The organism is Nostoc sp. FACHB-892 (assembly GCF_014698795.1).
GTDB lineage: Bacteria > Cyanobacteriota > Cyanobacteriia > Cyanobacteriales > Nostocaceae > Nostoc.
Genome location: NZ_JACJTR010000013.1, coordinates 68436 through 94775, shown reverse-complemented (window position 1 = coordinate 94775; position 26340 = coordinate 68436). Strand labels below are relative to the sequence as shown.

28 protein-coding genes and 1 pseudogene are annotated in these 26340 nt (G+C 40.8%); 11 read left to right on the top strand and 18 right to left on the bottom strand.

The genetic code is table 11. The features are described from left to right. The first annotated feature begins 319 nt into the window (after nucleotides 1-319). Nucleotides 320-637 (top strand): hypothetical protein, encoded by a 318-nt coding sequence (locus H6G96_RS18580; protein ID WP_190912817.1) that lies wholly within the window; start codon nucleotides 320-322, stop codon nucleotides 635-637. 52 nt (nucleotides 638-689) lie between these two features. On the opposite strand, the gene H6G96_RS18575 is transcribed toward H6G96_RS18580, so the two are convergent. Continuing rightward, a complete protein-coding gene (locus tag H6G96_RS18575; protein ID WP_190912816.1) occupies nucleotides 690-2915 on the bottom strand; it encodes an ATP-binding protein in 2226 nt (741 codons plus the stop codon). A 448-nt stretch (nucleotides 2916-3363) separates the two neighbouring features. On the opposite strand from H6G96_RS18575, the gene H6G96_RS18570 reads away from it, so the two are divergent. Then, on the top strand, nucleotides 3364-4290 hold the full coding sequence (locus H6G96_RS18570; RefSeq protein WP_190912815.1) for a cobalamin-binding protein: 927 nt from the start codon (nucleotides 3364-3366) through the stop codon (nucleotides 4288-4290). 137 nt (nucleotides 4291-4427) lie between these two features. On the opposite strand, the gene H6G96_RS18565 is transcribed toward H6G96_RS18570, so the two are convergent. The 3 genes from H6G96_RS18565 to H6G96_RS18555 all read right to left on the bottom strand — a co-directional run bounded on the left by H6G96_RS18565 (nucleotide 4428) and on the right by H6G96_RS18555 (nucleotide 5722). Next, nucleotides 4428-4730 carry a TMEM165/GDT1 family protein gene (locus H6G96_RS18565; RefSeq protein ID WP_190912814.1) on the bottom strand — a complete coding sequence of 101 codons (303 nt, stop codon included), beginning with the start codon at nucleotides 4728-4730 and terminating at the stop codon, nucleotides 4428-4430. 87 nt (nucleotides 4731-4817) lie between these two features. Further along, complete coding sequence (locus tag H6G96_RS18560; RefSeq protein WP_190912813.1) at nucleotides 4818-5246, bottom strand: TMEM165/GDT1 family protein; 429 nt, start codon at nucleotides 5244-5246, stop codon at nucleotides 4818-4820. Nucleotides 5247-5371: 125 nt separating this feature from the next. After that, nucleotides 5372-5722, bottom strand: a complete 351-nt coding sequence (locus tag H6G96_RS18555; RefSeq protein ID WP_190912812.1) for a YkgJ family cysteine cluster protein — start codon at nucleotides 5720-5722, stop codon at nucleotides 5372-5374. A gap of 226 nt (nucleotides 5723-5948) precedes the next feature. Here H6G96_RS18555 and H6G96_RS18550 point away from each other — a divergent pair, with 226 nt between their 5' ends. Next, a complete protein-coding gene (locus tag H6G96_RS18550; RefSeq protein ID WP_196510408.1) occupies nucleotides 5949-6080 on the top strand; it encodes a photosystem II reaction center protein Ycf12 in 132 nt (43 codons plus the stop codon). Between the two features lie 122 nt (nucleotides 6081-6202). On the opposite strand, the gene H6G96_RS18545 is transcribed toward H6G96_RS18550, so the two are convergent. From H6G96_RS18545 to H6G96_RS41440, 3 genes are all read right to left on the bottom strand, one after another. After that, nucleotides 6203-8323, bottom strand: coding sequence for a DHH family phosphoesterase (locus tag H6G96_RS18545; RefSeq protein ID WP_190912811.1), 2121 nt, complete (start codon nucleotides 8321-8323; stop codon nucleotides 6203-6205). A 289-nt stretch (nucleotides 8324-8612) separates the two neighbouring features. Beyond that, a complete protein-coding gene (locus H6G96_RS42410) occupies nucleotides 8613-8741 on the bottom strand; it encodes a hypothetical protein (protein WP_277932936.1) in 129 nt (42 codons plus the stop codon). A 116-nt stretch (nucleotides 8742-8857) separates the two neighbouring features. Beyond that, the gene (locus H6G96_RS41440) at nucleotides 8858-9004 is read right to left on the bottom strand and encodes a ribbon-helix-helix protein, CopG family (RefSeq protein WP_242063320.1); all 147 of its coding nucleotides are present in this window, start codon (nucleotides 9002-9004) and stop codon (nucleotides 8858-8860) included. Nucleotides 9005-9440: 436 nt separating this feature from the next. On the opposite strand from H6G96_RS41440, the gene H6G96_RS18540 reads away from it, so the two are divergent. After that, nucleotides 9441-9941 carry a fatty acid hydroxylase gene (locus tag H6G96_RS18540; protein ID WP_190912810.1) on the top strand — a complete coding sequence of 167 codons (501 nt, stop codon included), beginning with the start codon at nucleotides 9441-9443 and terminating at the stop codon, nucleotides 9939-9941. A gap of 116 nt (nucleotides 9942-10057) precedes the next feature. On the opposite strand, the gene H6G96_RS18535 is transcribed toward H6G96_RS18540, so the two are convergent. Beyond that, complete coding sequence (locus H6G96_RS18535; RefSeq protein ID WP_190912809.1) at nucleotides 10058-11038, bottom strand: aldo/keto reductase; 981 nt, start codon at nucleotides 11036-11038, stop codon at nucleotides 10058-10060. Nucleotides 11039-11321: 283 nt separating this feature from the next. Here H6G96_RS18535 and H6G96_RS18530 point away from each other — a divergent pair, with 283 nt between their 5' ends. The 4 genes from H6G96_RS18530 (at nucleotide 11322) to H6G96_RS18515 (ending at nucleotide 14254) form a co-directional block, all read left to right on the top strand. Then, the gene (locus H6G96_RS18530; RefSeq protein ID WP_190912808.1) at nucleotides 11322-12416 is read left to right on the top strand and encodes a DRTGG domain-containing protein; all 1095 of its coding nucleotides are present in this window, start codon (nucleotides 11322-11324) and stop codon (nucleotides 12414-12416) included. 248 nt (nucleotides 12417-12664) lie between these two features. Further along, nucleotides 12665-13168, top strand: a complete 504-nt coding sequence (locus H6G96_RS18525; protein WP_190912807.1) for a DNA recombination-mediator protein A — start codon at nucleotides 12665-12667, stop codon at nucleotides 13166-13168. 87 nt (nucleotides 13169-13255) lie between these two features. Further along, complete coding sequence (locus H6G96_RS18520; protein WP_190912806.1) at nucleotides 13256-13654, top strand: MAPEG family protein; 399 nt, start codon at nucleotides 13256-13258, stop codon at nucleotides 13652-13654. Nucleotides 13655-13762: 108 nt separating this feature from the next. After that, nucleotides 13763-14254, top strand: coding sequence for a YajQ family cyclic di-GMP-binding protein (locus H6G96_RS18515; protein WP_190728108.1), 492 nt, complete (start codon nucleotides 13763-13765; stop codon nucleotides 14252-14254). Nucleotides 14255-14303: 49 nt separating this feature from the next. On the opposite strand, the gene H6G96_RS18510 is transcribed toward H6G96_RS18515, so the two are convergent. Both H6G96_RS18510 and H6G96_RS18505 read right to left on the bottom strand, forming a co-directional pair. Beyond that, a complete protein-coding gene (locus H6G96_RS18510) occupies nucleotides 14304-14861 on the bottom strand; it encodes a glutathione S-transferase family protein (protein WP_190912805.1) in 558 nt (185 codons plus the stop codon). A 6-nt stretch (nucleotides 14862-14867) separates the two neighbouring features. Beyond that, nucleotides 14868-15332, bottom strand: a complete 465-nt coding sequence (locus H6G96_RS18505; RefSeq protein WP_190912804.1) for a hypothetical protein — start codon at nucleotides 15330-15332, stop codon at nucleotides 14868-14870. A 402-nt stretch (nucleotides 15333-15734) separates the two neighbouring features. Here H6G96_RS18505 and H6G96_RS18500 point away from each other — a divergent pair, with 402 nt between their 5' ends. After that, nucleotides 15735-16460 carry a tetratricopeptide repeat protein gene (locus H6G96_RS18500; protein WP_190912803.1) on the top strand — a complete coding sequence of 242 codons (726 nt, stop codon included), beginning with the start codon at nucleotides 15735-15737 and terminating at the stop codon, nucleotides 16458-16460. 219 nt (nucleotides 16461-16679) lie between these two features. Here H6G96_RS18500 and H6G96_RS18495 read toward each other — a convergent pair whose 3' ends face one another. Next, nucleotides 16680-17090 (bottom strand): hypothetical protein, encoded by a 411-nt coding sequence (locus tag H6G96_RS18495; protein ID WP_190912802.1) that lies wholly within the window; start codon nucleotides 17088-17090, stop codon nucleotides 16680-16682. Between the two features lie 252 nt (nucleotides 17091-17342). After that, nucleotides 17343-17474 carry a photosystem I reaction center subunit XII gene (gene psaM, locus H6G96_RS18490; RefSeq protein WP_190912801.1) on the bottom strand — a complete coding sequence of 44 codons (132 nt, stop codon included), beginning with the start codon at nucleotides 17472-17474 and terminating at the stop codon, nucleotides 17343-17345. A gap of 157 nt (nucleotides 17475-17631) precedes the next feature. Here psaM and H6G96_RS18485 point away from each other — a divergent pair, with 157 nt between their 5' ends. Continuing rightward, nucleotides 17632-18903: an FGGY-family carbohydrate kinase gene (locus tag H6G96_RS18485; RefSeq protein WP_190912800.1), complete on the top strand. Its 1272-nt coding sequence runs from the start codon at nucleotides 17632-17634 to the stop codon at nucleotides 18901-18903. A 201-nt stretch (nucleotides 18904-19104) separates the two neighbouring features. Here the strand turns inward: H6G96_RS18485 and H6G96_RS42405 are convergent, their stop codons facing one another. The 4 genes and pseudogenes from H6G96_RS42405 to H6G96_RS41435 form a co-directional block, all read right to left on the bottom strand. Further along, the gene (locus tag H6G96_RS42405) at nucleotides 19105-19236 is read right to left on the bottom strand and encodes a hypothetical protein (RefSeq protein ID WP_277932933.1); all 132 of its coding nucleotides are present in this window, start codon (nucleotides 19234-19236) and stop codon (nucleotides 19105-19107) included. A 22-nt stretch (nucleotides 19237-19258) separates the two neighbouring features. After that, the gene (locus H6G96_RS18480; RefSeq protein WP_190912799.1) at nucleotides 19259-20842 is read right to left on the bottom strand and encodes a DUF2357 domain-containing protein; all 1584 of its coding nucleotides are present in this window, start codon (nucleotides 20840-20842) and stop codon (nucleotides 19259-19261) included. Next, nucleotides 20820-22931, bottom strand: a complete 2112-nt coding sequence (locus H6G96_RS18475; protein ID WP_190912798.1) for a tetratricopeptide repeat protein — start codon at nucleotides 22929-22931, stop codon at nucleotides 20820-20822. Before H6G96_RS18475 ends, H6G96_RS18480 begins: the two co-directional genes overlap by 23 nt. Before the next feature lie 151 nt (nucleotides 22932-23082). Further along, nucleotides 23083-23187, bottom strand: a pseudogene (locus H6G96_RS41435) (ATPase); the annotation flags it as partial. Nucleotides 23188-23310: 123 nt separating this feature from the next. Between H6G96_RS41435 and H6G96_RS18470 the strand changes: the two are divergent. Then, nucleotides 23311-24051: a dienelactone hydrolase family protein gene (locus H6G96_RS18470; protein ID WP_190912797.1), complete on the top strand. Its 741-nt coding sequence runs from the start codon at nucleotides 23311-23313 to the stop codon at nucleotides 24049-24051. A gap of 26 nt (nucleotides 24052-24077) precedes the next feature. Here H6G96_RS18470 and H6G96_RS18465 read toward each other — a convergent pair whose 3' ends face one another. Together H6G96_RS18465 and H6G96_RS18460 are read right to left on the bottom strand one after the other, a co-directional pair. Next, nucleotides 24078-25034 (bottom strand): BadF/BadG/BcrA/BcrD ATPase family protein, encoded by a 957-nt coding sequence (locus H6G96_RS18465; protein ID WP_190912796.1) that lies wholly within the window; start codon nucleotides 25032-25034, stop codon nucleotides 24078-24080. A 14-nt stretch (nucleotides 25035-25048) separates the two neighbouring features. After that, the gene (locus H6G96_RS18460; RefSeq protein ID WP_190912795.1) at nucleotides 25049-26320 is read right to left on the bottom strand and encodes an AmpG family muropeptide MFS transporter; all 1272 of its coding nucleotides are present in this window, start codon (nucleotides 26318-26320) and stop codon (nucleotides 25049-25051) included. Nucleotides 26321-26340: the final 20 nt, after the last annotated feature.

Genomic DNA, 26340 nt, shown 5'->3' with positions numbered 1-26340 from the left:
TGCCTTTAAGATAGCATTTTTAATACTCGTAACTTGGTTAAACTTGCATTAACTGGATGTATATTCCTTTTGATATAAAAGTCTTAAATCATTCTTTAAAAATCGATAAAATCAATGATTACCTGAGATATAACCATGATTTGGGCTAAGATCCACGAATAAAAAATCGTACTTTCGAGGATTTTGGTGAATTGCAGACTGATAATTAATTTGATATATTTCGATTCTGATACTCGTAATCTGACAACAACAAGGTTGGAAAGTAATCTTTATAGACCTCCATTGTAATAATAATCATTGAAAGAACCAATACAATTCTATGAATAAGTTTCAAATCGATATCGACTTTAGCAATATAGATTTAGCTTCACTTGAGACAGAAGAAGATTTTCAAAGAGAAGCAAGAATATTACTACCAAAGGTACTGGTTAAACTGGGTGAAAATGTGGGCGAAAAGACTTGGGAAGAATTACAGCAAAAGCTGCAAGGTAGTGGAGGTAAACTAAAATCTTCTCCAAGCGAGAAACGCAAGTTTATACAAGAAACAGGAAGAACTTATCAACGAAATGCTAGTAAGAGAGAAAGGCAAGAACTGGAAGATTATATAGTAGAGCAATTACGCCAGCATAAGCAGTAAATATCTACCTAAGTGGATTTTAAAAGGCAATATAAATGCCGAATACTTGGTTCTAAATTGGTGTTTCGTTGAGCTTAAAATCGCTGTTACTCAAATATCGCATCAATATTGACTCTAATTGGACTACCCGAATTGGCTTGATGAGGTAGTCATTTGCATTTCCTGAAAGCATAGTAATTTCCTGCTCTGGAGGTTCAGTAGAGCTAATAATAACAATTTGCAAATTTTTGCAAGAAGGCTCATGTCTAAGGATGTTTGGTAAATTCCATTTGCTAACATCTCCTACTAAGTGGAAATCTAAAAAAACTAAATCTGGTTGTAGGTTTTGCACCTGCTTTAAAAAGTCGTTTCCGTTATCTATCCAGGTAACTTGGTAGCCAATTGCTTGAAGATAATCTTGCAGCAGTATGGCAGTGTTTTCCTCTTCTTCCACAAGCAGAATGCGTTTAGTCTTGGGATTAGAAAAGGATGGAGAGAAAGAACAATTATTTCCTCTTCCACTCTCCTCTTCTCCTGGATACACTGGATTTGGTAGAAACACAGTGAACTGACTACCCTTTCCCAAAGTGGATGTAACGGTAACATCTCCACCATGCAAATGCGCTAATTTGCGTGTTAAGGCTAAACCTAAACCAGTGCCTTCATACTGCCGATTTAACTGACTGTCAAGCTGTTTAAATGGTTCAAATAGAAATTGAAACTGATTTGAGTCTATACCAATTCCAGTATCTGAAACTGTAAATGTTATACCCGACAATACTTTTTTGACTACCAATGATACCTGACCTGCTGGGGTGAATTTAATGGCATTGGTGAGCAGATTAAGTAGCATTTGCTTAATCCGCCGCTCATCAGCAATACAAATATCCTCTTCTAGGTCAATTTCACAGGTGAGTTGTAATCCCTTTTCTAAGGCGCGATCGCGCACTGTCCATATGGCATAATTACATAAATCTGACACTGACAAAGGTGAGAGTAACAGTTCCTCTTTTCCTGCTTCTACCTTAGATAAGTCAAGGACATCATTAATCAGTGCCAATAAGTGTTCACCGCTACTATATATACAACTTACATATTCGTTCTGCTTTTCATTGAGAGAACCAACTATTTGTTGTTGCAGCAACTGCGACAAACCCATAATTGCATTCAGAGGTGTTCGCAACTCATGGCTCATGGTTGCTAAAAATTCACTTTTTGCCAAACTGGCGGCTTCTGCTGCTTCTTGAGAGGCGCGAAGTTTCAACTCTGTCTGCTTACGTTCGGTAATGTCCTCAATCATGGCTAGAAAAAACTCAGGCTCACCATTACTGCCTGGTATAACAGAAACAGAGATATGAGTCCAAACTAAGCTACCGTTTTGATGCAAACAGCGTCTTTCCATCTCAATGCGATGTCTTTCGACAAACGGTTCCTGATGTTTGGAAGGGTGGAAACCTACCCTAGAAGTTCTTTTTAAATCTGTGTAAATTCCTGATATTAATTGTTTGTAAAGTTTGAAATCCCCCCTTTGTGTCAAAGTGTAATTTGTAAAGCGCTTGCCGTATAGCTCTTCTCGGCTATATCCTAAAATCTTGCATAGTGCCAGATTAGTATCGACTATCTGCGCTTTCATATCTATAAGTCCAATGCCGATAGAGGAACACTCAAAAATCGCCCGGAATTGCGCCTCACTCTGTCGCAGTGCTTCCTGTATGACGTTTTGCTCACTTGCTTCTATAGCTAGCGTCACGAAATCTGCAATCGAGCCAGCAAAAGTCTCTTCCTCCGAAGTCCATTGGCGACCTTCGCCTATGTGTTCGTTACACACTACGCCCACTAAACGACCATCTAGCCAAATCGGTACATCCAGCAGGGATGTGATCCCCAAAACAGAAAGATAACACTCAGATAATTCTTGGGTTCTTGTATCGTTTATGGCATCATCTACGGCAATGGTACATTCTTCTTCTAAAGCCTGAAAATAAGCTGGATAATTTTTTTTTAAAAACGAGTTACCAAAGCTATGCTGCTTGGTATTTACATCATATAAATTGATGCATTCAATTTTTGAACGTTCTTCATTATATAACCACACCCCGACTCGCTTTACTAAGAGCGTCCGAGCAGCAGTTTCTGTAATTTCCCTTAAGGCGGCGTTGAGATCACCTTGCTGAAACGTCTTGCTTCTTGCCAGCTGCACCAATGTCTGACTTTGTTTTCGCCGACGATTTTCTTTGATTTGTAAAGCCTCTTGGGATTGGTTGTGCTCTGTAATATCTCTAGCTGACACCACCTGCATTAGTTGACCTCAAGAAGAAATAATTTTGCCTTGCAGTTTTACAGAAAAATTAGAACCGTTTTTGTATAACTACAATTACTTGATATGGTCTTTCATAACCGGAAAGCATAATTTTTCTCATCAAAACTTTTTATTCTGGATAACAAGTTTTAAACTAAATTTTGTTCATCGTTTCTGTTAATTCATTCCAGTGGTTTTTGCCAGGGGATAATTAGCATTTAAAATAATTCTACTAGCAAGTAATTCTACTACCAAGTATTACAGTATTTTAAATTTGGGTCTAGGGACTAGGAAAGATTCCCAATACCTAACCAATACTTAACACTCAGTTTAATTTTTTGCCTAGTGCTGGCTACCAAACACACGCTTGATTCTCCTAGAGAAAGATGCATAATCACTCAAATTTTGCAAAAATTGGAATGACAGCAGGTTTTGTGGAGGTGGAGCGATGACAAATAGTAATGTAAGAATTGTTTCCCTGATTCCCGGTGGAACAGAGATTTTAGCGAAACTAGGCTTGGTTGATGCTATTGTTGGGCGATCGCACGAATGCGATTACCCTCCAGAAATTCACAATCGCCCCATTTGTACCGAAGCACGCTTAGACTCCAGTGCCTCCAGCAGCGAAATTCATGATGAAGTGAACAATTTATTGCAATCTGCTCTCAGCATTTATCAAATCAAAACAGATGTTTTAGAGAAATTGCAGCCTACCCACATTCTCACTCAAGACCAGTGCGATGTTTGTGCTGTCAGCTTACACGATGTTGAAAAGGCAGTTGCTACACTCATTGATAGTAAACCCCAAATTATTTCTTTACAACCTAATATTCTCCAAGATGTTTGGGCTGACATTGAACGAGTCGGCAACGCTTTCGAGGTAGACTCGGTTAAAGTGTTAGAAAACTTAGAAGCTCGCGTCAGAATTTGTCAGCAAAAAGTCCAAGGACTTTCTTTAAATGAACAGCCTACTGTCGCCTGTATCGAGTGGACTGATCCTTTAATGGCCGCCGCAAATTGGATTCCTGAATTAGTTAACTTAGCCGGAGGACAGTCTCTATTTTGTACTACAGGTCAGCCTTCTCCTGTCTTACAGTGGGAAACACTATTAGCAACTAATCCAGATATAATTGTCTTTATGCCTTGTGGCTTTGATTTGAATCGCACTCGCCAAGAAGCTAATTTGTTAACTCAACGTTCAGAGTGGGAAAAGCTGCACGCTACCAAAGCTGGTAGGGTCTACATCACTGATGGCAATTCTTATTTCAATCGTCCAGGGCCTCGATTGGTAGATTCTTTAGAAATTTTGGCAGAAATCTTGCATCCAGAAATTTTTCAATACGGTTACAAAGGAACTGCTTGGGAAGTTTTGTAAAGGAGAATTCAGAACTCAGGAGTCATAATTCAGTATGAATTCGAGTAAAACAAAATTTAAACATTTTTCTTTGTTGAAACTCCATCCATGAAGCAATAGAGTATTCTGAATTCTGAACTCTGACTCCTGATTTGTTTTTATAGTGTTTTTTCAGAATCTGTTGATGGTTCATTGTTAAATAACAGCAGGCGTGCAGCGAGGATGGCAAATCCTACAGCAGCGATCGCTTTTAACAAACGTGTAGGTAATAATTCCGCTACTGCACCCCCTGCTAATGCTCCCAATAAGCTTGTTAATAGCAGTGCGCCTGCTGCGCCAAAAAATACTGCACGCGGAGAATTACAACGTCCTGAAAGTGCGATCGCTGCTAGCTGACTTTTATCACCTAATTCTGATAAAAAAACTGTAATAAAGCTTAATCCTAAAAGATGCCAATCCATATTATTAAGGGGGAGTGGGGAGATGAGGGAGCAGGGGGAGCAGGGAAAAAAATTTAATATTTCTAACTCCTAACTCTTAACTTCTAACTAACCTTGAAATACATCCCAAAACAGCATTAGGGAAATCACCAACAACATCACGCCTGCTGATTTTTCTACAGTTTTTGGGCTGAGTCGGGTGGCTATCCAACTACCTAAAAGCACACCTAATAAGCTGGTGGTTATCAGTGCAGCAGCAGATCCGATAAATACCACCCACGGCGAATGAGATTCTGCACTCATTAACAGAGTGGAAAGCTGAGTTTTATCTCCAATTTCTGCTAGAAAAATGGTTACAAAAGTTGTACCAAAAACTACTATCGGTGATTGCTGCTTTTGAGGACTATCGGCAACTCCAGGCTCAACTGGTTGGGCGATCGCAGGAGTTAAGTTAAAATCAGTGCTGTCTTTCAGTTCTACCTCGATCTTAGTTTGAGATATGCCATAAATCTCCAAAGGAGCAGAATCAAGTTTCACGGGCAGTAGTTTTGGTTGCTAAATGTTTTCATATTTCTATCATATTCTCAGATTGTTGTAATAAATTGCAACTACATAAGCGAGGACAAAAAAATATGGGCTGTTTTTGTGTCTTTGCATCCTCCTTACAGCCCAACAGCTTTATCGAAGCGTAGTATTTCCAGACTGCGATCGCCGTATACACCTTCTATTTGTTGGCGACAGCAGTCAATGGCAAAATCGTTAACTTCTTCTGGTTCAACCCCATACATATCTTGAAATATTTCTGATTCCACACGGCAGAAACGAGGACGATCTGAGTAGATGCGGCATTCTCGCGTGGTATGGTCGAAATTAACGCACCATCCATCTTCGCCTACCATGCTGAGGTAGATTTCTAGTTCTGGTGGAGAGAGATATTCTTCCAAATCTGGACGCTCTGCTGGATCAAGATTGCAGCAGGCTCCACATTGTTTTACACATTGCCAAGTTGCCATTTTGAATTAGGGAGTGGGGAACAGGGAACAGGGAACAGAGAACAGGGAAAATAAATTAATAATCAATGCCCAATGCCCCATGCTATTAATTTTACGTTTTTATGTATTTTCTTATAATTTTGTTAAGTAAATTAAATCTAACAGGCCCTGGCCAGATATGATCGATTGCGGGTTTTGTGATTAAGTTATTGAATTTTTTAAGGCAATTGGGAGGAGAAAAGGAAAAATGGACGCTTTGTTTAACGCTTTTACTAGTATCAATTGGGAAGTTATTTTCCAACTGTTGTCCGTGGCGCTAATTGTGATTGCTGGTCCAGTGGTAATCTTTTTGCTGGCATTTCGCAACGGCAACCTATAAAAGTTCTGAGTGCTGATTGAGAGTTAGGAGTCAGGGGTGAGGAATTAAATTTTATTCTTAACTCATAACTCATAACTCATAAATCAGCACTTACAGTATCCCAGTCATAAGTGATAAATTAATTAAAAACTCCTAACTCTTAACGCTTTAAGGGCAGCTTGAATAATACTGTCATACTGTGGCTGAGAGATATCAACTTCTTTAGCGTTTTGACGATTATTGCCCAGTAAACCGATTATATGTCCTGGCTGTATAGCTAAGACTTTACCTTCAGAGTTTTTAATTCTTAATTCTGCTTCAATACCGTTTTTATAGAAACCACAAGTATACTTTCGCTGATTGTACTCAAAGGTGGTGCTTGACGCGGTTGGTGGCGAAGCAAAAAATTGTTGAAGCTGAATTGGCAGTCTGGCACCTATTAACTCTAACTCGATAGTGGTATTACCGTTAAAGTAATTTTCTCGGAGTTTGTAAGCAACATCCACTCGCGGTGGTAAGCGGAAGTAGTCGCCCCAACGCCAAGCGATCGCTTTAATTTTATACTCCTGATTATCAATAGTTTGGGCAATTGTCAGTTTAATGTGACCCTTCCCGACGATTTTTTGCTCAACCACTTGAACATTAGGTGTCCAAAAAACTGGATCGGGATTATCCATACCGCAGGGGTGCAAAGCATTAAGCTGTTGATAAAGCTGCTGATTAATTTGATTCAGGTTGACTTCAGCATCAATTTTGAGCAGAGGCTTGAGATGCTGCGGTTCAAGACACTGGTTAGCAAATTTAATCAAACGCGATCGCAACATCTGCAAATTTTCTGCTGGTAGAGAGAATCCTCCGGCTGCTTTGTGTCCGCCAAATTTCCCTAGTAAATCGTGACAAGATTCCAGAGCTTCAAATACATGGAACTCTGGAATCGAGCGTGCAGAACCGCGTATGTGTTCCTCATCCTCATAAGTACCAATAAACACGGGAACACCGTAACGTTCTACCAATCGGGAAGCGACAATCCCAATAACGCCGTGATGCCAATTAGGTTGAACCACAACTAATACACGATCTTGTTGTAGAGATGTAACAAATTCTGTTTCTACATAAGCGATCGCTTCTTGTTCAATTTGCTCACACATTAGCTGGCGAGAGGCGTTGATTTGTTCGCACTGCATTGCTCTTTCCAGCGCCAACCCCATATCATCTGTAGTCAGCAATTCAATGACAGTCTGGGGATTACCAATTCGACCAATAGCATTAATTCGTGGCCCCAAGCGAAAACCGATATCTTCAGGTTTCAGTGATTTAGGATTTGAGGAGTTAGGGATGTTTTTTTTCTCCCCTACTTCCCCTGCTCCCCCTGCTTCCCTGCTCCCCTGCTCCCCTTCTCCTCTCGCCTGCACGCCGCCTACCTGAATCAACGCCTGCACCCCAGCTAAGTTGGATTTGGGTAAATGCTGTAAACCACGTTTTACCCAACGGCGATTCACGCCAGTTAAGGGAGCTAAATCTGCGATCGTTCCCAGTGTAAACAGTGCTAGCATCGGCTGGATCAACCCCTTAGTCTCCCCTAGCTGTTGTGCTAGAGAGACTGCCAAAATGTATGCAACGCCAACACCAGCAACACCCCGATAAGGTGAGGATTCAGCTATTAATTTGGGGTTGAGGATAGCATTAGCTGGTGGTAATTTTTGGGGGATATCGTGATGATCGGTGATAATCACTGCAAGACCAAGTTCTCTAGCTCTGGCAACTGGTTCAAACGCAGAGATGCCATTGTCTACAGTGAGGATTAATCCCACGCCTTCGCTGTGAAATTCTTCAACTATGCGTTTATTAATACCGTAGCCTTCGTGCATCCGGCTGGGAATAGCATAATCTACCTGTGCGCCTAAAGTGCGAAGACTACGCAAAAGTAGAGCAGTGCTGGTCATCCCATCAGCATCATAGTCACCACAAATAGCAATTTTTGTTTGAGAGGCGATCGCATTTTGCAACAACTCCAAACTAATTGCCAAATCTGGGAAATCCTCTAACGGCGAAGGTAAGACTAAAGACTCTGGATTTAAAAATGCTTGCGCCTGTTCTGGTGTTTCGATCCCCCGATTAATTAGTAACTGGCTGATAATCGGTGAAATATTAATTAAAACTGCCAGCTTTTGGGCAAATTCTGGTTTCTGCGGATAGATTTGCCAGCGCTGATTAGGTAAGCGCCTGCTAGGTTTTAAGAGTTCAGATACAGGTCGGTCTAGCACAGTATAAACTTAGGAATTTTTTATATTAACTAAGAGCAGGACGAATGGAATAGAGCCTCCGGCACGCTGACGCGAACGCGGCTACACAAATATAGACGCTTTACGGCTACTCTTACGAGAACGCTTTCAGAGGTAGCGACGTTCGCGTAGCGTCTCGCAGAGAAGGAGCGTCACCCGCAGGGTAGTCTGCGGAGGCGGACTAAGGAATAATTGAGTGTTTCAAACTCTACCTCCGTGCGTTTTGCCTGTGCAGACGCAGTTTCTAAGCGCCGATTTAACTATTTGCTATCTAAAACACGTTTATCCTACCATCATCCATAATATACAAAGAGCGATCGCCAGGAAAGCGCCAAGTCGGACGGAGTTCAAGCCGCAATGTCCCAAAGTTGGGTTTCGAGACAATTGCTTGTAGTGACAAACTCTCAATCCTTACAAAAAATTACCACTAGTTAATTTAACACCTCCAATTCGACTAAATTTTAATACTTATATCTGAGAATGAACCAAGGTATTAAATAGTTCGTAAATCTACTTTCATTTCGTCACTGGCAAGGCTCGAATGAGTTCTCGAATCACATCAGTTGCTGGTCTGCCCGTCTGTTCACAATACTTTTCAAGGTTCTTGGCTTCATTTGATGCCAGGTTAATAGTGATTCGCTTGATAGCCCATTTTTTGTTCATGGTGAAACAGATAAAAATTTTTTAAAGCTTAATTGCAATCAATTTAGTATTAAAAATACTGAAGAACACCTTAACCTAAACTTGTACTAATTTTAACTCAACCTTTGCTTGCTCTGTATGCGTTAGTAAGAAAATTATGTAGTAACTATGGTAAAATACGGTATCTCTATCGTGATTTAGATGTAATTTTACTATTAATCCAGAGCTAGAAGCCAAATTGGAGGTTTTTACGAGTTGCTATTTACTGCATTAAGGATTGTAGATTTATGAAGCTGCAACTCACCCAATTACATATACTCTGAGCCAAATTAACTGGAGTGTAGACCTATAAAATGCACACATGATGGTTGCAAGTAGAAAATCAGGTGTCTACGCCTACAGCATAAAATTTGCATATTTTCTGTGGAGTTTTTTTTACTAAACTTGAGGAGTACAAATGCTTGAGGCTATCGCTGTTGCTTGGTTATTATTGTTTTTTGGTGATTTTCTATCTACATTCTTTTACCACATACCCGAGCACGTTTTTGGTAGCCTACATTTAAAAACGCACCACTCCTGGAAGAAAGACTTCCGCCACTACGCTATTTTGACTTTTAATCCCCAGGTTCTTTTAGATGGTATCTTAGGAGCTTTGCCTTATGTATTTTTAGCAGTAGTCTTGTGGTCTTTCTCTCCCATCGGCGTTGTTTCTGGATTACTGCTTGGTCAGTTTCACGTATGGTGGAGACACATAAGTGTACTAGGTTGGCAAACTTCAAAACCTGTCAATATTTTATGCCAAATTCTATTTATTACTACTCCTGAGAGGCACTGGTTGCACCATCACAAAACTAATTTGGGTTTCGGTGATATTTTCACGTTCTTTGAACAACCTGCACAAATGTGGTTACGCTGGCTTCGGCTACTCAGACTTCGTTTTCGCTACTCTCGAATCTGACTGAAGCGATCGCTGACCTAAATACTTTTTAAAGTTCCTAAAAAGCTGCGTTAGCGAAGCTTACCGAAGGTATCGCAGCTTTTTTGTAGACTTGTTACTAATGCTTCGTTAATGGATCAACGGTTAACACTACTCATGTCAGGGTAGCGCTCACCTGCGGCCACATTTTTAGGTGCAACTGCTTCCAGCCGATTCAACTCTTGTTCAGTCAGGTTAATTTCGGTAGCTGCAACATTCTCCTCCAAGTAAGTACGGCGTTTTGTACCAGGAATTGGGACAATATCTTCTCCCTGAGCCAAAAGCCATGCTAGTGCAAGTTGACTAGAAGTCACTCCTTTTTCGGTGGCAATTGCCTTGACTTGCTCGACTAATTGTAGGTTCTTATAAAAATTCTCGCCTTGAAAGCGAGGAGCATTTCTGCGATAGTCATCAGGTGCTAGATCATCAGGGCTGGTGATTGCACCTGATAAAAACCCTCTTCCTAATGGGCTATAGGGAACAAACCCAATTCCTAATTCCCGCACAGTGGGTAAAATCTCATCCTCTGGCTCTCGACTCCAAAGAGAGTATTCTGTTTGGAGTGCCGTAATGGGGTGAACTCTCACAGCTCGCCGAATCGTCGCAGGAGCAGCCTCTGAAAGCCCCAAATGACGAACTTTTCCAAGCTTGACTAACTCTGCCATTGCTCCTACAGTATCTTCGATCGGTACGGTTGGATCTACGCGATGTTGATAATAGAGGTCAATCACTTCCACTCCCAGACGTTTTAATGAGGCATCGCAAGCTTGATGGACATATTCTGGTTTGCCACTAATGCCTTTCCAACCACCGTCTTCAGTGCGGACATTGCCAAACTTGGTTGCTAATACTACTTTATCTCGACGATCTTTAATTGCTTTGCCTATTAGTTGCTCATTAGTAAAAGGCCCATACATATCAGCAGTATCAAGAAAATTAACTCCTAATTCTAATGCTCGATGAATTGTAGCGATCGCCTCAATTTCATCACGACCACTATAAAACTCAGACATTCCCATGCAACCAAGTCCGATAGTTGAAACTTCTAACCCAAGTTTCCCTAGCTTTCTGGTTCTCATTAAATAATCTCCTGGTCAGTAATTAGTTAGATAAAATCAAGTTCTTCAGAATTATCCCTTTCCTGATCAGCAATTCATCTACACTTAGAAGTATTTACTGTAAAACTTCTGCATCCCCCATTAATAGCTGGTGCAGTGCGAAGGAGTTCGCTTACTCCTGCTTATTCAGAAGCTAATTCTGGGAAACCTTAATTTGTGAGAGCGAGAGGCTTTTGCCAGAAGGAACTAGAATTAGGAAACACCTAGCTGGGTTCTTCTGACTTTTGAAATTAGGAGTGCATGTGTGCCAAAATCCCCTAAATATTTGCTGATTGGATCAACCGAGACTTACAGCGGTAAATCTGCAACTGTTCTGGGTTTGTCTCATCAGCTACAGCAAAGAGGACTGGATATTACCTACGGTAAACCGCTCGGTACGTGTTTTAATTCCTCTAGTGGAACCGTAATTGAGGAAGATGTCCAATTCATCGCTCTTAGCCTCAATTTGCCGGAAAACCGTGTTGCACCTACGATGCTGGCTTTGGATGAACTCAATGTACAAAAGCGCTTACGAGGGGAAGACAAAACCGATTATCAGCAGTCCCTAATACAACAATATTTGCAAACGTCCCAAGGAGATTTGGTGTTACTGGAGGGGCCTGGTGATTTTTCCGAAGGTAATTTGTTTGACTTGTCTTTGCTGCAAATGGCTGAAGTATTAGATGCTGGTGTACTGCTAGTAACCCGCTATAAATCGTTGCTTTCGGTTGAGGCGCTGTTGGCTGCTAAAGGGCGTGTAGGCGATCGCTTGTTTGGAGTTGTGATCAACGATATTCCTGTCACCCAATTAGAAGCAGTTGACACTCTCTTGCGTCCCTTTTTGGAACAGCAAGGGATTCCGGTACTAGCAATGCTGCCGAACAATGCTTTGCTCCGCAGCGTCAGCGTTGGCGAACTAGTCAAACAGTTAAAAGCTGATGTTCTCTGCCGCAACGATCGCTTAGATTTGTTGGTGGAGAGTTTAGCAATTGGAGCGATGAATGTCAATTCTGCTGTGAAATATTTCCGAAAACGCCGAAATATGGCAGTGGTAACAGGAGGCGATCGCGTTGAAATTCAGCAAGCAGCTTTAGAAACTTCTACCCAATGTTTAATTCTCACTGGGCAACTACCACCGCCGCCGTTCATTCTCAGTCGCGCTGAAGAACTAGAAATCCCCATTTTATCTGTTGACTTAGACACTCTCACTACTGTCGAAATTGTTGACCGCACTTTTGGGCAAGTCCGCCTCCACGAGCCGATTAAGGTTCACTGTATTCGCCAGTTAATGTCTGAGCATTTTGACATTGACCGTTTGTTGTCTAAACTTGGTTTAACTCCCGCAGCAGCATTGTCTTAACCTCATTAACTCAAATAATTGAGAGCATCAATGCTCAGTTATCAGTTAGGAGGCTGTATTGCTGATAAGGGCACAGCCGGCTCGCTGTCACCTCCCAGGCGACGGCGTGCTGTTCTTTTTTCCCCAAGTAATGGAGTTACTTAACCAAACAATTGAAAATTAGTAACAATGTCTAACTCAAGTTTTCCTCGCACCTACACGCTGTTTGGTAAAATATCTGGGTCGTTTAATTCGGATTATGTCCATCTTTGAGCCAGTCAACAGACCTTATTAACCTCGATACATTAGCGCAAGAACTAGCGACAATCCAGCAAACGGGTTCCAAAAAAATCGCCTTGCTGGGTTCTCGTCACGTTCCGATTACGCATCAGAATCTTATTGAAATGATGACATATGCCCTAGTTTTATCGGGTAATCGCATCATTACTTCTGGTGCTACAGGTACAAATTCAGCAGCTATCAAGGGAGCAACGCGAGCTGATGCAAATTTGTTGACGGTGATTCTACCCCAAAGCCTGGAACGCCAGCCTTTGGAATCACGCCAGCAACTAGAACAGGTAATGCATCTAGTGGAAAATCCCAGTAATGATAATATGTCCCTTGCTGAAGCTAGTTACCTGTGCAACAAGGAAATTGTCTCTCGTTGCCAGCAACTGATCTGCTTTGCATTCCACGACAGTCGCACCCTGTTGCAAACTTGTCAAGATGCAGAAGAACAAAGAAAAGTAGTGACCCTCTTCTACTTTGACTAGTCATTTGTCATTTGTCTTTTGTCATTGGTATTTGACTAATGACTGATGACTAATGACTGATGACTCATAACCAATGCTTAATAAATTATGATTATTTTTTTGTACTCGATCGCTGCTGCTGCCGTTTTAATTTACCTGCCATTTTTGCTGGTAGCTTATGCCCGTACGCGTATTGGGTATGAAATGTTTTCTACTCCTCGCGCTATGTTTGATAAATTGCCACCATACGCCCAACGAGCTACTTGGGCACATCAAAACAGCTTTGAAGCATTTATGGTGTTTGCGGCAGCAGCATTGATGGCATACGTAACAGGTGTAAATTCTTTTACAGCACAAGTGGCTTCGATCGCTTTTGTGGTGGCCCGTTTTCTCTACTCAATTTTTTATATTTTGAATATACCCCTTTTGCGATCGCTGATGTTTGCCATTGGCATTCTTAGCTCTGTCACTCTCTTTTTCTTGAGTATCGTCCAAGCTACTAGTTAAGTGAGGAACGGGGGATGAGGGAGCAGGGGAGGCAGAGGAAGCAGGGGGAGAAATGCCCAATGCCTAATCCAAAATCCAAAATCCAAAATCCAAAATCTAAAATGTTTTATGGCTTCTACTTTTTCCTTTGACATTGTGAGCGACTTTGACCGACAAGAGTTGGTTAACGCCGTCGATCAAGTTATCCGAGACATCAAAGGTCGTTACGACCTCAAAGACACTGAAACTACTGTCGAGTTAGTCGAAGAGAGCATTAACGTTAGTACTGACAGCGAGTTCACCTTAGATTCTGTACATAACATTTTGCGAGAGAAAGCTGCCAAGCGTAACCTCTCCCAGAAGATCTTTGATTTTGGCAAAGTTGAATCAGCCAGTGGTAATCGCGTGCGTCAAGAAATCAAACTCAAAAAAGGCATTAGTCAGGAAATCGCCAAACAAATTTCCAAATTGATTCGGGACGAATTCAAAAAGGTACAAGCTTCCATCCAAGGGGATGCTGTGCGAGTTTCTGCCAAATCTAAAGATGACTTACAAGTAGTCATGCAACGCTTGAAACAAGAAGACTACCCAGTGGCTTTGCAATTTACAAATTATCGTTAAAAGATTCGTAATTCGTAGCAAATAATTCGGTTACGAATTACGAACTACTTTAAGCCCGTCCCCCAATACTTTTTTGAAATGCTGGACGCTCAGATAACTGCTTCATATAGTTCAACATGGCTGGGTAGGAACTGAGGTCTAGCTTCAGCATGATGGGAATGTAATTCAGAATAGACCCTACTGCCACATCAGCAACAGTGAACTCATTACCCAACAAAAAAGGTTGCTTACTGAAAATTTCATTTAACGGAGTCAACAAGCGGGGCATTTCCCGCTCCCGACTTGCTTCTACAAAAATTCCTGGCCCAAGGGTAGCATTAGCAAACAAAACCCATTGAGAAAATACAGCACGTTCCTCAGGTGAAAGTGAAGTTTTACTATACTTATCGGCAAGATACAGCAAAATTGCCCCAGATTCCCAAAGTTTAAAATCCCCTTCAACAATTGCTGGAACTTTACCAACTGGGTTAATTGCCAAATATTCAGGTTTGAGGTGTTCGCCCGCCTGCATATCGAGCTTGACAAATTCGTAGGGAACTTCTAGTTCCTCTAAATACCAGTGAACAATTGACGCTCGACTACGAGCGCCCCCGTAAAGTTTTAGCATAATTACTTAAAGAACTTTGTGAGTGTGAGAATGCTGTTTAATGTTGTCTTCTTTAGTGACGACTCTAGCAGCATTTAATACGCGTTTACGCTCAGTAGAATATTTAAATTCAGTGTAGTTTGTACCTAAAGGAATTAAAGATTTTGCAGATTCACGACGCTTGTAGGTACGCGCTGCTGCAAATACTCGTGGCACAAATTCTTCTCCAAACTGAGCCGACTCTGGGAAGCCATCAGGCAACAGTTGTGAATCGCCATCCAGCACAGATCCCAAAGTTGTTGCATGAGCTAGCTTATAGGAGGTAGGGATGCCCTTTAAAAGCGCTTCCAAAGCCGCAGAGGGAATTGGTTCTATAACTTCGATTTGATAAACTTCTCCATCTTCTTTGACAAAGCAGGTTGCCAAGCCGATAACAATGTAATCATCGGTTGTTAAATCAGGGGCATTGGGATAGGAAATTGCGGTTGTCATCGGAAAATTTCTCAAAACTTAAAAATTAAATCTAGAGACTGGGGAATGGGGCATGGTTATTCTCATTATCTCCCTTGTCTCCTTACCATCTTTCTCATCTCTAGAAGAACGGCTTGTTGGCATTCTACCAATTTGTAGCCCTCACTACTTGACCAGTCTTTGAGATTCATATCTGCTATTTCTGGAATTCACCCTGGGGATGAAGTATTCATGATTAGGTTTGAGGATCAATTGTTTGTTTATCTAGGGCATAGATTTCTCTTGTCCTACTAGGTTACAGTTCTCTCTTGAGATGGCTTCTAGGTAAGCCTAAATACTTTAAAAATAGACATAGTGGTAAAACCACCAACAGGCAAAAACTAGAATTTGATTCCACAAAGCACTGATTGAATGTAGAAAAAGATGAATATTCACTCATTCTTAGCTGACGGTGACCAGCAAAGTAACAAATATCACTTTTCGCTAAATATTATACATAAAGCCCAAGAACGTAGGAAAAATGACGGTGACGCATCTACTTTGGGAGATAGCTATTTACGCTCTTGTGCTTTGAGGTTGGCTCAACAAGGAAACTATACTGAGGCGATCGCACTTTTAAGCCAACTAATCTCCCGCCATCCCCATAATGCGGTTAATTACAACAACCGGGGGCTAATTTATTTCCAAAGTGGCGAAACGCAAAAAGCGCTTTCTGACTATAACACCGCCCTCAAACTTAATCCTTATTTGGCTAGTGCTTATAATAATCGGGCAAATTACTACGCAGCTTGTGGAGAATTAGCAGCAGCACTTGTCGACTACGATCAAGCGATTGATTTTAATCCTCGCCATGTCCGGGCGTGGATTAACCGAGGCATTACCTGGCGTGATTTGGGGCAATATGAGGAGGCAATTGAGAATTTTGAGGTAGCACTGCTTTTCGGTCAGCTAGAAGGTCATATCTGGGCTGAACGCGGCAGGACTTACCATCTTTGGGGTGACTGGAATTGTGCGATCGCTGATTATCGTCGCGCCCTCACTCAACTGCCTTCGAGCGAAACAACTAGGGACGTTACTGGTTCTCGCTTGCGTTTACAAATCGAAAATTGGCTAAACGATTTGTTATTTCCTGGGCGTCCTATTTGGTAGATTAATCCTTCTGTGAGATTCAAAATTCAAAATAAATTATTAAATTTTGAATTAGAGTTTAGTGACCCTGTATCGTTAATGACTAATAAATGATAACTATATAGTTATTCAAAAATTAGCTATTAGCCATTACTTATTAGCAACAATATAAATTAACACCCAGTGTATACGTAGCCAGAATCATAAGAAACTTAAATAATCCCAAATTCGCTATTTGTCTTAGGGTGATAAGTCTGTTTGTGCATCTTCTCGGCGATCTGGATTCATCAACACCACGCGACGCTGGCTGGGATCAAATCGGTATCCCTGTTGTTGCATAATAGTTTTAGTTTGCTGAGGATCGAAGTTACGACTAAATTCTGTCTGCAAACCATTGACGTGTCCTTCCATCAACTTGACTTCAGTACTAATCTCTCGCAACTTTCCTTGCTGTGACCAATGATAAGGCAAAAGTTGTGCTAAAGCAGATGCTGCAACGGCTGTAATGACGAGATTAACAGCTATTTTTGCTGTGCTTTCCACTGCCATCACCTGGTAAGAACGTTGACGAAGATGCCGCTTTGGTCGAGGAATGACCCGGCGTTTTTGTATAGGTTGTAACGGTGGTCTGGAGGGTTGAATCGCGTTCATGATGCTAAAAAATAACCTCGCTTGGTGAAGGGAAGCACTGTAAAAGCTCTCTGGCGCTAATTACTGCTTGATTTAGCTGTCATATTACTTCATTTTTATGAAATAGCTACAAGTGTCGCACTGGTTAAAAAATAACCTGGCTTACGTAAGTGCTAGCTTTCTAGCAACTTATGGCATAAAGCCACAAGCGTCTGGAAATTGCACCCCGTACTGCCAGGATTATTAGCTTTTTAACTGTGTCACATCGTACCGTTATTTGTAAAGTTCTGTGGCTAATCGCCAAGCTAGAACTCCTGGGATCAGCGCCACAACTAGAGCGATGTAGACTTGAGTATCCGAGATGGAAGACACCTGAGCGATGTACAGAGTATCTAAGATAGGCATGGCTGAAAACCTCCTAACCTGAATAGATTTTGAACAGTTCGTTTACTACTTTTCCTTGTTTTGCCAAGATTGTGGAATATCTTGTTACAAGATGCAACAAAAGCAGTTATTAGTCAGTAGTTTTTAATGATTGTTTATCAAAAAAATTCATAAAACTATGAATTTGTATTTGGGTATCGACTTTGGCACCTCTGGCGCACGCGGTGTGGTGATTGACGAGGAAACTACTACCATCCAGGTTGAGGTGCGATATCCCTTCCAGGACTCACCAGCCGCCGTTACGCCCAAAATTTGGCAGGAGGCTTTGTTTATGCTGGTGGAACAAATACCTGATCAATTGCGGCGAGAAATTAAAGCGATCGCAATTAATGGTACTTCTTCCACCGTCTTACTGGTCGATGCTGCTGGCAATCCAACAGATGCACCGTTACTGTACAACGATGCGCGGGGATCATTGGTGCTAGAGCATTTGAGGAGCATCGTACCCCCCAATCATACCGTGTTGAGTGCCACCTCCAGCCTAGCCAAACTTTTGTGGATGAGGCAACAACCCTCTTTTAGTCAAGCTAGATATTTCCTGCATCAAGCAGATTGGCTGGCGTTTCTCCTACATGGACAGTTGGGTATTAGCGATTACCATAATGCTTTAAAGCTGGGTTATGACGTAGAAGAGTTGAAATACCCAGAATGGTTAGAAAAGCTAGAAATACCGATTCAGCTACCCAAAGTTTTACCTCCTGGTACTCCCATTGCCCAATTGCGTCCTGAAATCGCGGATAAGTTCGGTTTCCGCCGTGATTGTCTGGTGTGTGCAGGTACAACTGATAGTATTGCGGCTTTTCTTGCCAGTGGGGCAAAATTACCTGGTGAAGCCGTGACTTCCCTTGGTTCAACGTTGGTACTAAAGTTGTTAAGTCGTACCCGGCAAGAAGATGCCAGATATGGGATTTATAGCCATCGCCTGGGGGATTTGTGGCTGACTGGTGGTGCTTCTAATACTGGAGGTGCAGTACTAAAGCAATTTTTCACAAATGCTGAGTTAGAAAGCCTTAGTCGGGAGATTGATGTATCAAAAGCCAGCGAGTTAGATTATTATCCGTTATTGAAGGCAGGCGATCGCTTTCCGATTAACGATCCCAATTTACCGCCACGTTTGTCACCACGCCCAGATAACCCAGTGGAATTTTTGCATGGGTTGTTAGAAAGTATTGCCCGCATAGAAGCGCGAGGGTATGAATTATTACAGCGAATGGGCGCAGACAAGTTGAGCCGTGTTTATACTGCTGGTGGTGGCGCGGCAAATGAAACTTGGACCGCGATTAGGGCGCGTTATTTGCAGGTTCCTGTAGTCGCGTCAGTGTACACAGAAGCAGCTTATGGAACGGCGCTGTTGGCGATGGGAGGCGGAATTAAGGGTGAACAAGATTAATTGTGTAACAATCTTTTCGTAGGTATTTCGTAAATCAGTATCTATCCCAGTGACAATCTACATATCTCGGCCGATACTGTGATTATTAGATACCGGACTATAGATTCCAGGTTCATGATCTGGGCAGCTATTCGGGGATGGGTGCTTCGCAGCAAGCGAATGTCATCCGTCCCCTTTATTAATTATTGGTGTGAGTTTTAACTAGCCTACCGTCGCTAAGGTAACGGGTGTATTAAGGCGATCGCACAAACTTTCACTGGGCATATTAAGCGATCGCAGTAATGGTAAAAGAAAGCCATGAATGCCATTTACCGGATTCGTGAAGTCCGACATCAGAAGTCCAGATGGTTCATTGTCAGGAAACTTCGAGGGCTTTATTTAGCACGCGACGTAGATGCTCCTGTAGGATACTTTCAGCCCCAGGATAAGCTGGAAGAGCCTCAATTTCAGCGTTGGAATGAGATACATAGGAACCAGGGTAAATAATCGCAGCATAATTAACTACTTGGCTACCTTCTCTGTTTTGGATAGCGTGATGGTAAGTGTGCATCTTCTGAATATCAGCAGTTTTAGGTTTTCCTTCGTTGCTGGTGTTTTCCAGTGGCTCACTCTCAAGTTTGTACTTGGGATCAAATAAATAAACTTGTTGAGAGCCATTAGCTAGTTTGATCTCTACTGCTATATCAGGCCGCAATGTAACGCTGGCGCTTTGCAGTTCTCCATCTTTGCCATAGCTTCGTTCAGGAATTAACTTAATTTTTGTCTTGTGTTGCGGGTGAATTAAAACTAATGCTGGTTGTCCATTGGGTAAAATTCTAACGTAGACTCCCGTTTTATCCCTAGCAACTAAACACTGGGTTTCAACTTCGTATCCTTTGTCTATAGCTACTTCCAGCAGCGTTGCAATTATCCACAAAGTTCCCCAAATTTGGTAAAGTTTGTAGAGATTCTCCAAAGGTGCATCAAGGTCTGAATCATTCAAACGCACAGCAGGACTTCTGATAAATTCCAGATAGCCTTCCAAAGCAGCATGGTAAAGTGGACGGTTTAACAAAACCATCGTAATTTGATTGGGCAAATATTTAGGCTGACTCACCTCATCCAGAAAAGCTGCTTGTTGACGAGCCTTTTTTAATTGGTAAAACAGAGACTTAATCTCTTCCAAAGGCTTACCTTTAGGGTCAGCTTTAACAGCTTGCTGAATTCGTCTAAGTCTCTGATTGACAAGCTCGAAAAATAACCTAACCAATTGGTTCTCATAAACATCAACAGTATGCTCAACTCGGACATCCGGTACGCGAATAGGTCTTCCACTCACATCCAAGTTATGCCCTCGAAAAAAAGCTTGAACTAGACTCCCAAGAGGAGGTTTGCGGACTTGATCTTGCCGAACCCAAATTTCATTAGTTTTGAGAATTTGATGAGGATTACGAGCAAGTTGACTCAAAATCTCACTCAGTCCAGGTCTTTTGCCTGTGCCATTAATAGCCCGACGTAAGCGAAGTAGTTCCTGAGCTAAAGTAGTTTCGCCTAATTGTGGTAATTTCAGACCAGCTAAAGCCCCGGTACGCTGTAAGCCTATCGCTACTGAGGTTGGCAGACGAGAATCGAGATCCTCTAGCATCTGAGCAAAAGCTTCACGACTAATTTTCTGAGGACAAACCGCAATTATCTGTTCCTCAATCTCATTTTGATACTCAAGTCGCAGTCGGTAGTAGCCAGGGTTTGAGCGAGGCCACTCAGCTAGTACTCGAAACTTTCCACTTAAATCCATTACTAAGAGTGGGAGTTTTTTATCTTGAAGCCAAAGCCGTATTTGTTGTAATTTTTCTTGAGGTACATGAACTTCCAGCCAAGCAGGTTGCCACTCACTTGGAGCATCTATAATCTCGCCTTCGCGGCTAAGAAAACTCAGTTTAGAAGTAGGAGGTAAATCCATGTTGTTCAAATGTTTTTAGCATTTTGCTAGCTTTAGCGTGGCTTAGATTAAATTTATTTTCAGCAATATCAACAAATGCCTTAAGGGCTTCTCCCACCCTATCATCAGCACCTTTTAATTTCGGCAGAATCTTCTGTAACAACTGTTCGTCTAAAGCTTCTTCCCAAGATATATCCAAAAGTTTAGCTTCATTCACATAGTTATTTATTTCATCTAAAACACGAAAAGCAAATGGGGTTACTAGATGCAGATTATCCCAAACTTCCATTAAAATTTCACGATACTCAACTTCACCCAAATGCTCAAATAAATCATTACGGCAAACCTCAATTTCTATCATTTGCGCTCTATCATAAACTTTGTCAGCAAAATTGTGAGTAGTTTCGTCTACATTGACTGTGCCGATAAAATAAAGGTTAGGTGGTAACAAAACTTGTTTTTCGGATGCAAGTTCAATTTGGGCTAGTCCTTCACGCATCCTAACTTCCATAACTGAGAGAAACTTGGCAAAGTAATACTCTACCCGTGCTAAATTCATCTCATCCAAGATTAAATGGTAAGGTTTGGGGGTGCGTTTTTCTGTTTGAGCTTGCTCATACTCTTGGGCTGCTTTTTCTAAAAAATGGCTAAACGCAGTGTAATGGTATTCTTTGTCCATTGGATTGAAGTAGCCGAGCAAATCTTCGTTAGTAGTCCAATTAGGAGCTACAGGAACTAAAAGGTATTCAGCCGCTACTACCTCAGCGTAAGCTTTGGTAAGCCAAGTCTTTCCAGTCCCGCTAGTTCCTGAAATAATTACAAATTTTCTCGTTTTGAGAGCTAAGTGGTAGCGTCGCAAGATACTTTCAGAAATACGCAGACCTTTAGAACGGATATTTTGATTAATCTCTGTAAACAAAGGTTCAGAATAGTCTGGATAAATAGTTTTAAGGATACGCTGCGCTTTTTCGTAATTATCCACGTCTTTTTCCTTGTAAAATAATTCTGTAGCTCTGCATAAATCGTCAAGAGCTTTTTGTTGATTATTAATTTCTAAATAGGTAAGTCCTCGATGGTAATAGGCTAAAGCGAAATTAGGATTAATATGTAAAGATTGATTATAATCATCAAGGGCTTTATCATAATTTTCAAGTTTATAGTAAATATGACCTCGCTCATCGTAAACTGCGTAATCTTTAGGTTGAATAAGTAGTAAATAATTATAGTCAGATATAGCATCGTCAATATATCCCGATTCAGCTTTTACTTTTCCTCGATATCGATAAACATTAGCTGAATTGGGAGCTTGTTCTAAAGCTAGATCAAATTTTTCAATAGCATCTTGATAGTTTCCTTCTTTATGTTTATTCACTCCTTCTAGAAAGTAATATTGAGCAACTATATTAATTTGAGCTAAATATTTTTCAATCGCTGTAATTGGTTCATCACACGTTGCAGCCAAAAATAGTGGGAAAATGCCTTCAAACATCTGTTTTATTTCATTAGTTAGCTGTTGATATTCAAAATTTAATATTTCATCAGATGCAATATACTTAGTAACTTGAATACACTTAGTAGCGGTCTTTTGCCGAGCTACAATTTTTAACCAGTCAGCTAAACGATTAATTTTACTAATCTGCTGACTAGATTCAGAAAAAAGAGAAAAATTATCATCTATTCGTATATTTTGGAGTAGTATTTCTTTGAGAATTGTGTTATGTTGTACATTTTGAATAAATTTTTTTCTACTTAAACTTTTCTCAGGGATATATAAACCAACCCATAAACCATATTGAATAATTCGTATAAAAAAATGAGCATTATTCCATTGAAGTTCCATTGTTTTTGAAAACAAATTGTATTCAAAAAATGGCTCACTTAAATCATTATCTAACTGAGTATCTGTATTAATGTATTTTATTATTTCACCTGATAATTGAGCAATAACAAGCTGGTACAGCTGCTCAAATGGTTGTTCAATATATTTTTTGAAATCTTTTTCATTTCTTAAATAAAAAGCTTTTTTTGTTGAATGTTCTTTTAATTGTGTAAGAAGGTCAAAACTTTTTAATGAAAATGGGCATTCTGGATTTACAAAAACTTCTGTCATTTGGCCTAATAACAATAACTAAAATTATTATTGTGACATATTACACTACATACAACTACTTTACTGGTTTGGAAATGTGATCGCACTTTTAACCTCTCTGTGTTCTCTGAGCCTCTGCGGTTGGTTTCTTTGTTAAAATGCGATCGCTTTCTCATTTCGCTTCCCCCGCTAACCTTTGTAACGCTAATAAACCAGCACCGTAAGCAGGCTCATACCTCGGAAAAATTACTTTTACCTCAGAAAGCTTCTTAACAACTGGGGATATTAAGCGATCGCAGTGATGGTAAAAGAACCCCAAATTGTAAGTTGAAAGTAACCGGATGCTGCGGCGCTACAGTGTAGAAGCTAATGACAGCAAGCGTAACACGGAGACAAAAAAGTGCAAATCACTAAGTGCAATGTTGAATTAAGAGTAGATGGCAGCTTAATGCGTGTTTATGTAGCGGCTCCCAAAGCAGCAGGAAAATACCCTGGTATTGTCTTCTACAGTGATATTTATCAGTTAGGTGATGCAATGATTCGTCTAGCTAACTACTTAGCAGGATACGGCTATGTAGTAGCAGCGCCAGAAATTTTTCACCGAATTGAGCCAGTTGGTTTAGTAATTGAGCCAGACGATCTTGGAAGGATGCGGGGAAATGACGATGCGCGTCGAACCTCGGTAGCTGATTATGATGCCGATTGCCTTGCTGTGATTGAATTTCTGAAAACAGAGAGTGCGGTTTCTCCAAATAAAATAGGCACTCTCGGCTTTTGTATTGGTGGACATTTAGCTTTCCGCGCAGCATTTCAAAGCGAAATTCGGGCTTGTATCTGCTGTTACCCGACTGGTATTCCCAGTGGCAAACTGGGTAAAGAGGTAGCCGATACAATCCAGAGGGTAAGTGAAATCAAAGGCGAGATGCTAATGGTGTTTGGTACTCTTGACCCTCATATACCAGATAGCGATCGCCAAATCATAATAAAAGCAATTGAGAATGCTAACATACCTCACCAAGTTTTCTTGTATGAAGCAGAACATACATTCATGCGCGACGACGGTTATCGTTATGATTCTAGTGCTACCACCGCAGCTTGGTCTGAAATAGTAACTTTTTTGGGGCGCATATTTGCAAACTAAAAACTCCTATTATTGCTTTCTTCGCGTCAATTTTGAGTTGTCTGCAATGCTAACAAACCAGCACCATAAGCAGGTTCATACCTCGGAAATATCACCTTTACATTAGGAAAATTATTAACAAGAGACGCTGCAAATCTTTCATGGATCTTGCATCTACCGCGCCATACACTTCCCGTTGTAACTACCTCTAAAACTGAGTCAGTAGTAAAAATCGCATCAATTACTGTAGATGTAGCTTTTACTAACTCTTTTACAGCATCGTCAATTATGAGATTCGCTACTATATCACCTGACGCTGCTGCAAAATCTACAACTGGTGCTAAAGCAGCTATCTGTTTAACTCCCCATTCTCGCCGATATACTACTTCTATTAAATCTTCTATACTTTCTAAATCAAGATGCTGTTTGAAACCCTCTAGCAAACTTGTTGAAATCTCTCGTCCATCATAAGATTTTAATGCTGCGTTCATGCCTGCGATCGCAATTTTATAAGCGCTACCTTCATCTCCTAAAATATACCCCCAGCCGCCGACTCGCTTAGTATATCCTTCATTATTTCGTCCGAAAACTATCGAACCAGTACCAGCTGCAACCACAATTCCTACAGGCTGACCAATTCCACCAACTAAGGCAATCAAAGCATCGTTACAAATTACAATATTGGCTGGCTGTAATGCCCAAGTAATAGGCAATTTGTTATTCTGTAATTCTTTAACTAAACCTTTTACTATTTCTATATCTGCTGCACGACCTACACCTGCTAAACCCAAGCATATCGCGTCAATCTTTAGAGTATTTGTAATTATTGCTGTCTCAACCGCATTGTGAATTGCTATTTGAATAGATTGTAAAGTGGCTTCAATACCTATACTCTGATAGTTAGATGGCCCTGCTTCACCGCGACCTAACACTTGACGCAAATCATTCATCAAAACACAAATAGTTTTGCTACCGCCGCCATCTATTCCCAAAACATAATTCATGAACTGTAATAATATTAATTATTCTGACGTTTCGGTTCTTCTTTTAAAGGAATAAAAAACAGAGCAATCATTCCAGGAATCGTGAGCAAACAGACCAAGACAAAAAATAATGGATAACCAAGTGCTTTTTGTAAATAACCACTAACTAATCCGGGTAACATCATTCCTAAAGCCATAAAGCCAGTGGAGATAGCAAAATGAGAAGTTTTATATTCACCTTGGCAAATATACATTAAATAAACACTAAAAGCTGTAAATCCAAAACCATAGCCAAATTGCTCCAATGAAACCAAGGGATAGACTAATGTTAGTGAAGGCTTAGTGTAAGCCATATACACATAAAAAATATTAGGTAAATTCAATGCTAAAGCCATAGGGAATAAACATCTTTTTAATCCATATTTAGAAATTAGCAAGCCTCCTAAAATTCCTCCACAGATTAAGGATATTACCCCAAATGTCCCGTAGACTAGCCCGACATCTGATGTTGATAACCCTAAGCCGCCTACTTCTGGTTTGTCTAATAAAAATAAAGAGGCTATCTTCACAAGCATTGCTTCGCCAAGTCTGTAAAGCAATATAAATGCTAAAATATTTATAATTTTATCTTGAGAAAAGTATGAGCTAATGATTGACCAAAAAGGTATATTTTCCCTAGCTTGTATTTGTCGTTGGTTATCTGATTCAGGTAAAGGTAAAATTAGGCGATGGAAAATAAACAGGATTACTAAAATTAAAGCTGAGAAGCCAATGGCTATAGTCCAACTTAAGGGAATGTTGTTCAGAGACACTTCAAGATGACCTGCTAAGACTACTAATATTCCAGAACCGAAAATGACAGCCATTCGATAAAACAGTGAGCGAATGCCAACAAATAAGGCTTGTTGTTCTGGAGATAAAGCCAGCAGATAGAAGCCATCTGTGGCAATGTCATAAGTTGCAGAAATAAATGCTCCTATTGTTAATATCGCAAGGGAGATGAAAAAGAAATTTGGCAGTTGCAAGGAGAAGGCTATCAAACCCAAACAAGCGAACATCGCAAATTGGGTATAAAGTATCCATTGACGTTTGGTAGAATAAATATCGACAATTGGGCCCCAAAACATTTTGATGACCCAAGGTAGATAGAGAAAACTTGTCCACAAGGCAATTTGAGTATTATCTATTCCGAGCTTTTTGTAAAAGATTACAGAAACTGTATTGATGATAATGTAAGGTATGCCAGAGGCAAAGTAGAGGGTAGGTATGTATGTCCAGGGCGAAGGGGTGGTGGTTTGAGGTTTCATGTTTGCCTCTAATTATCGGT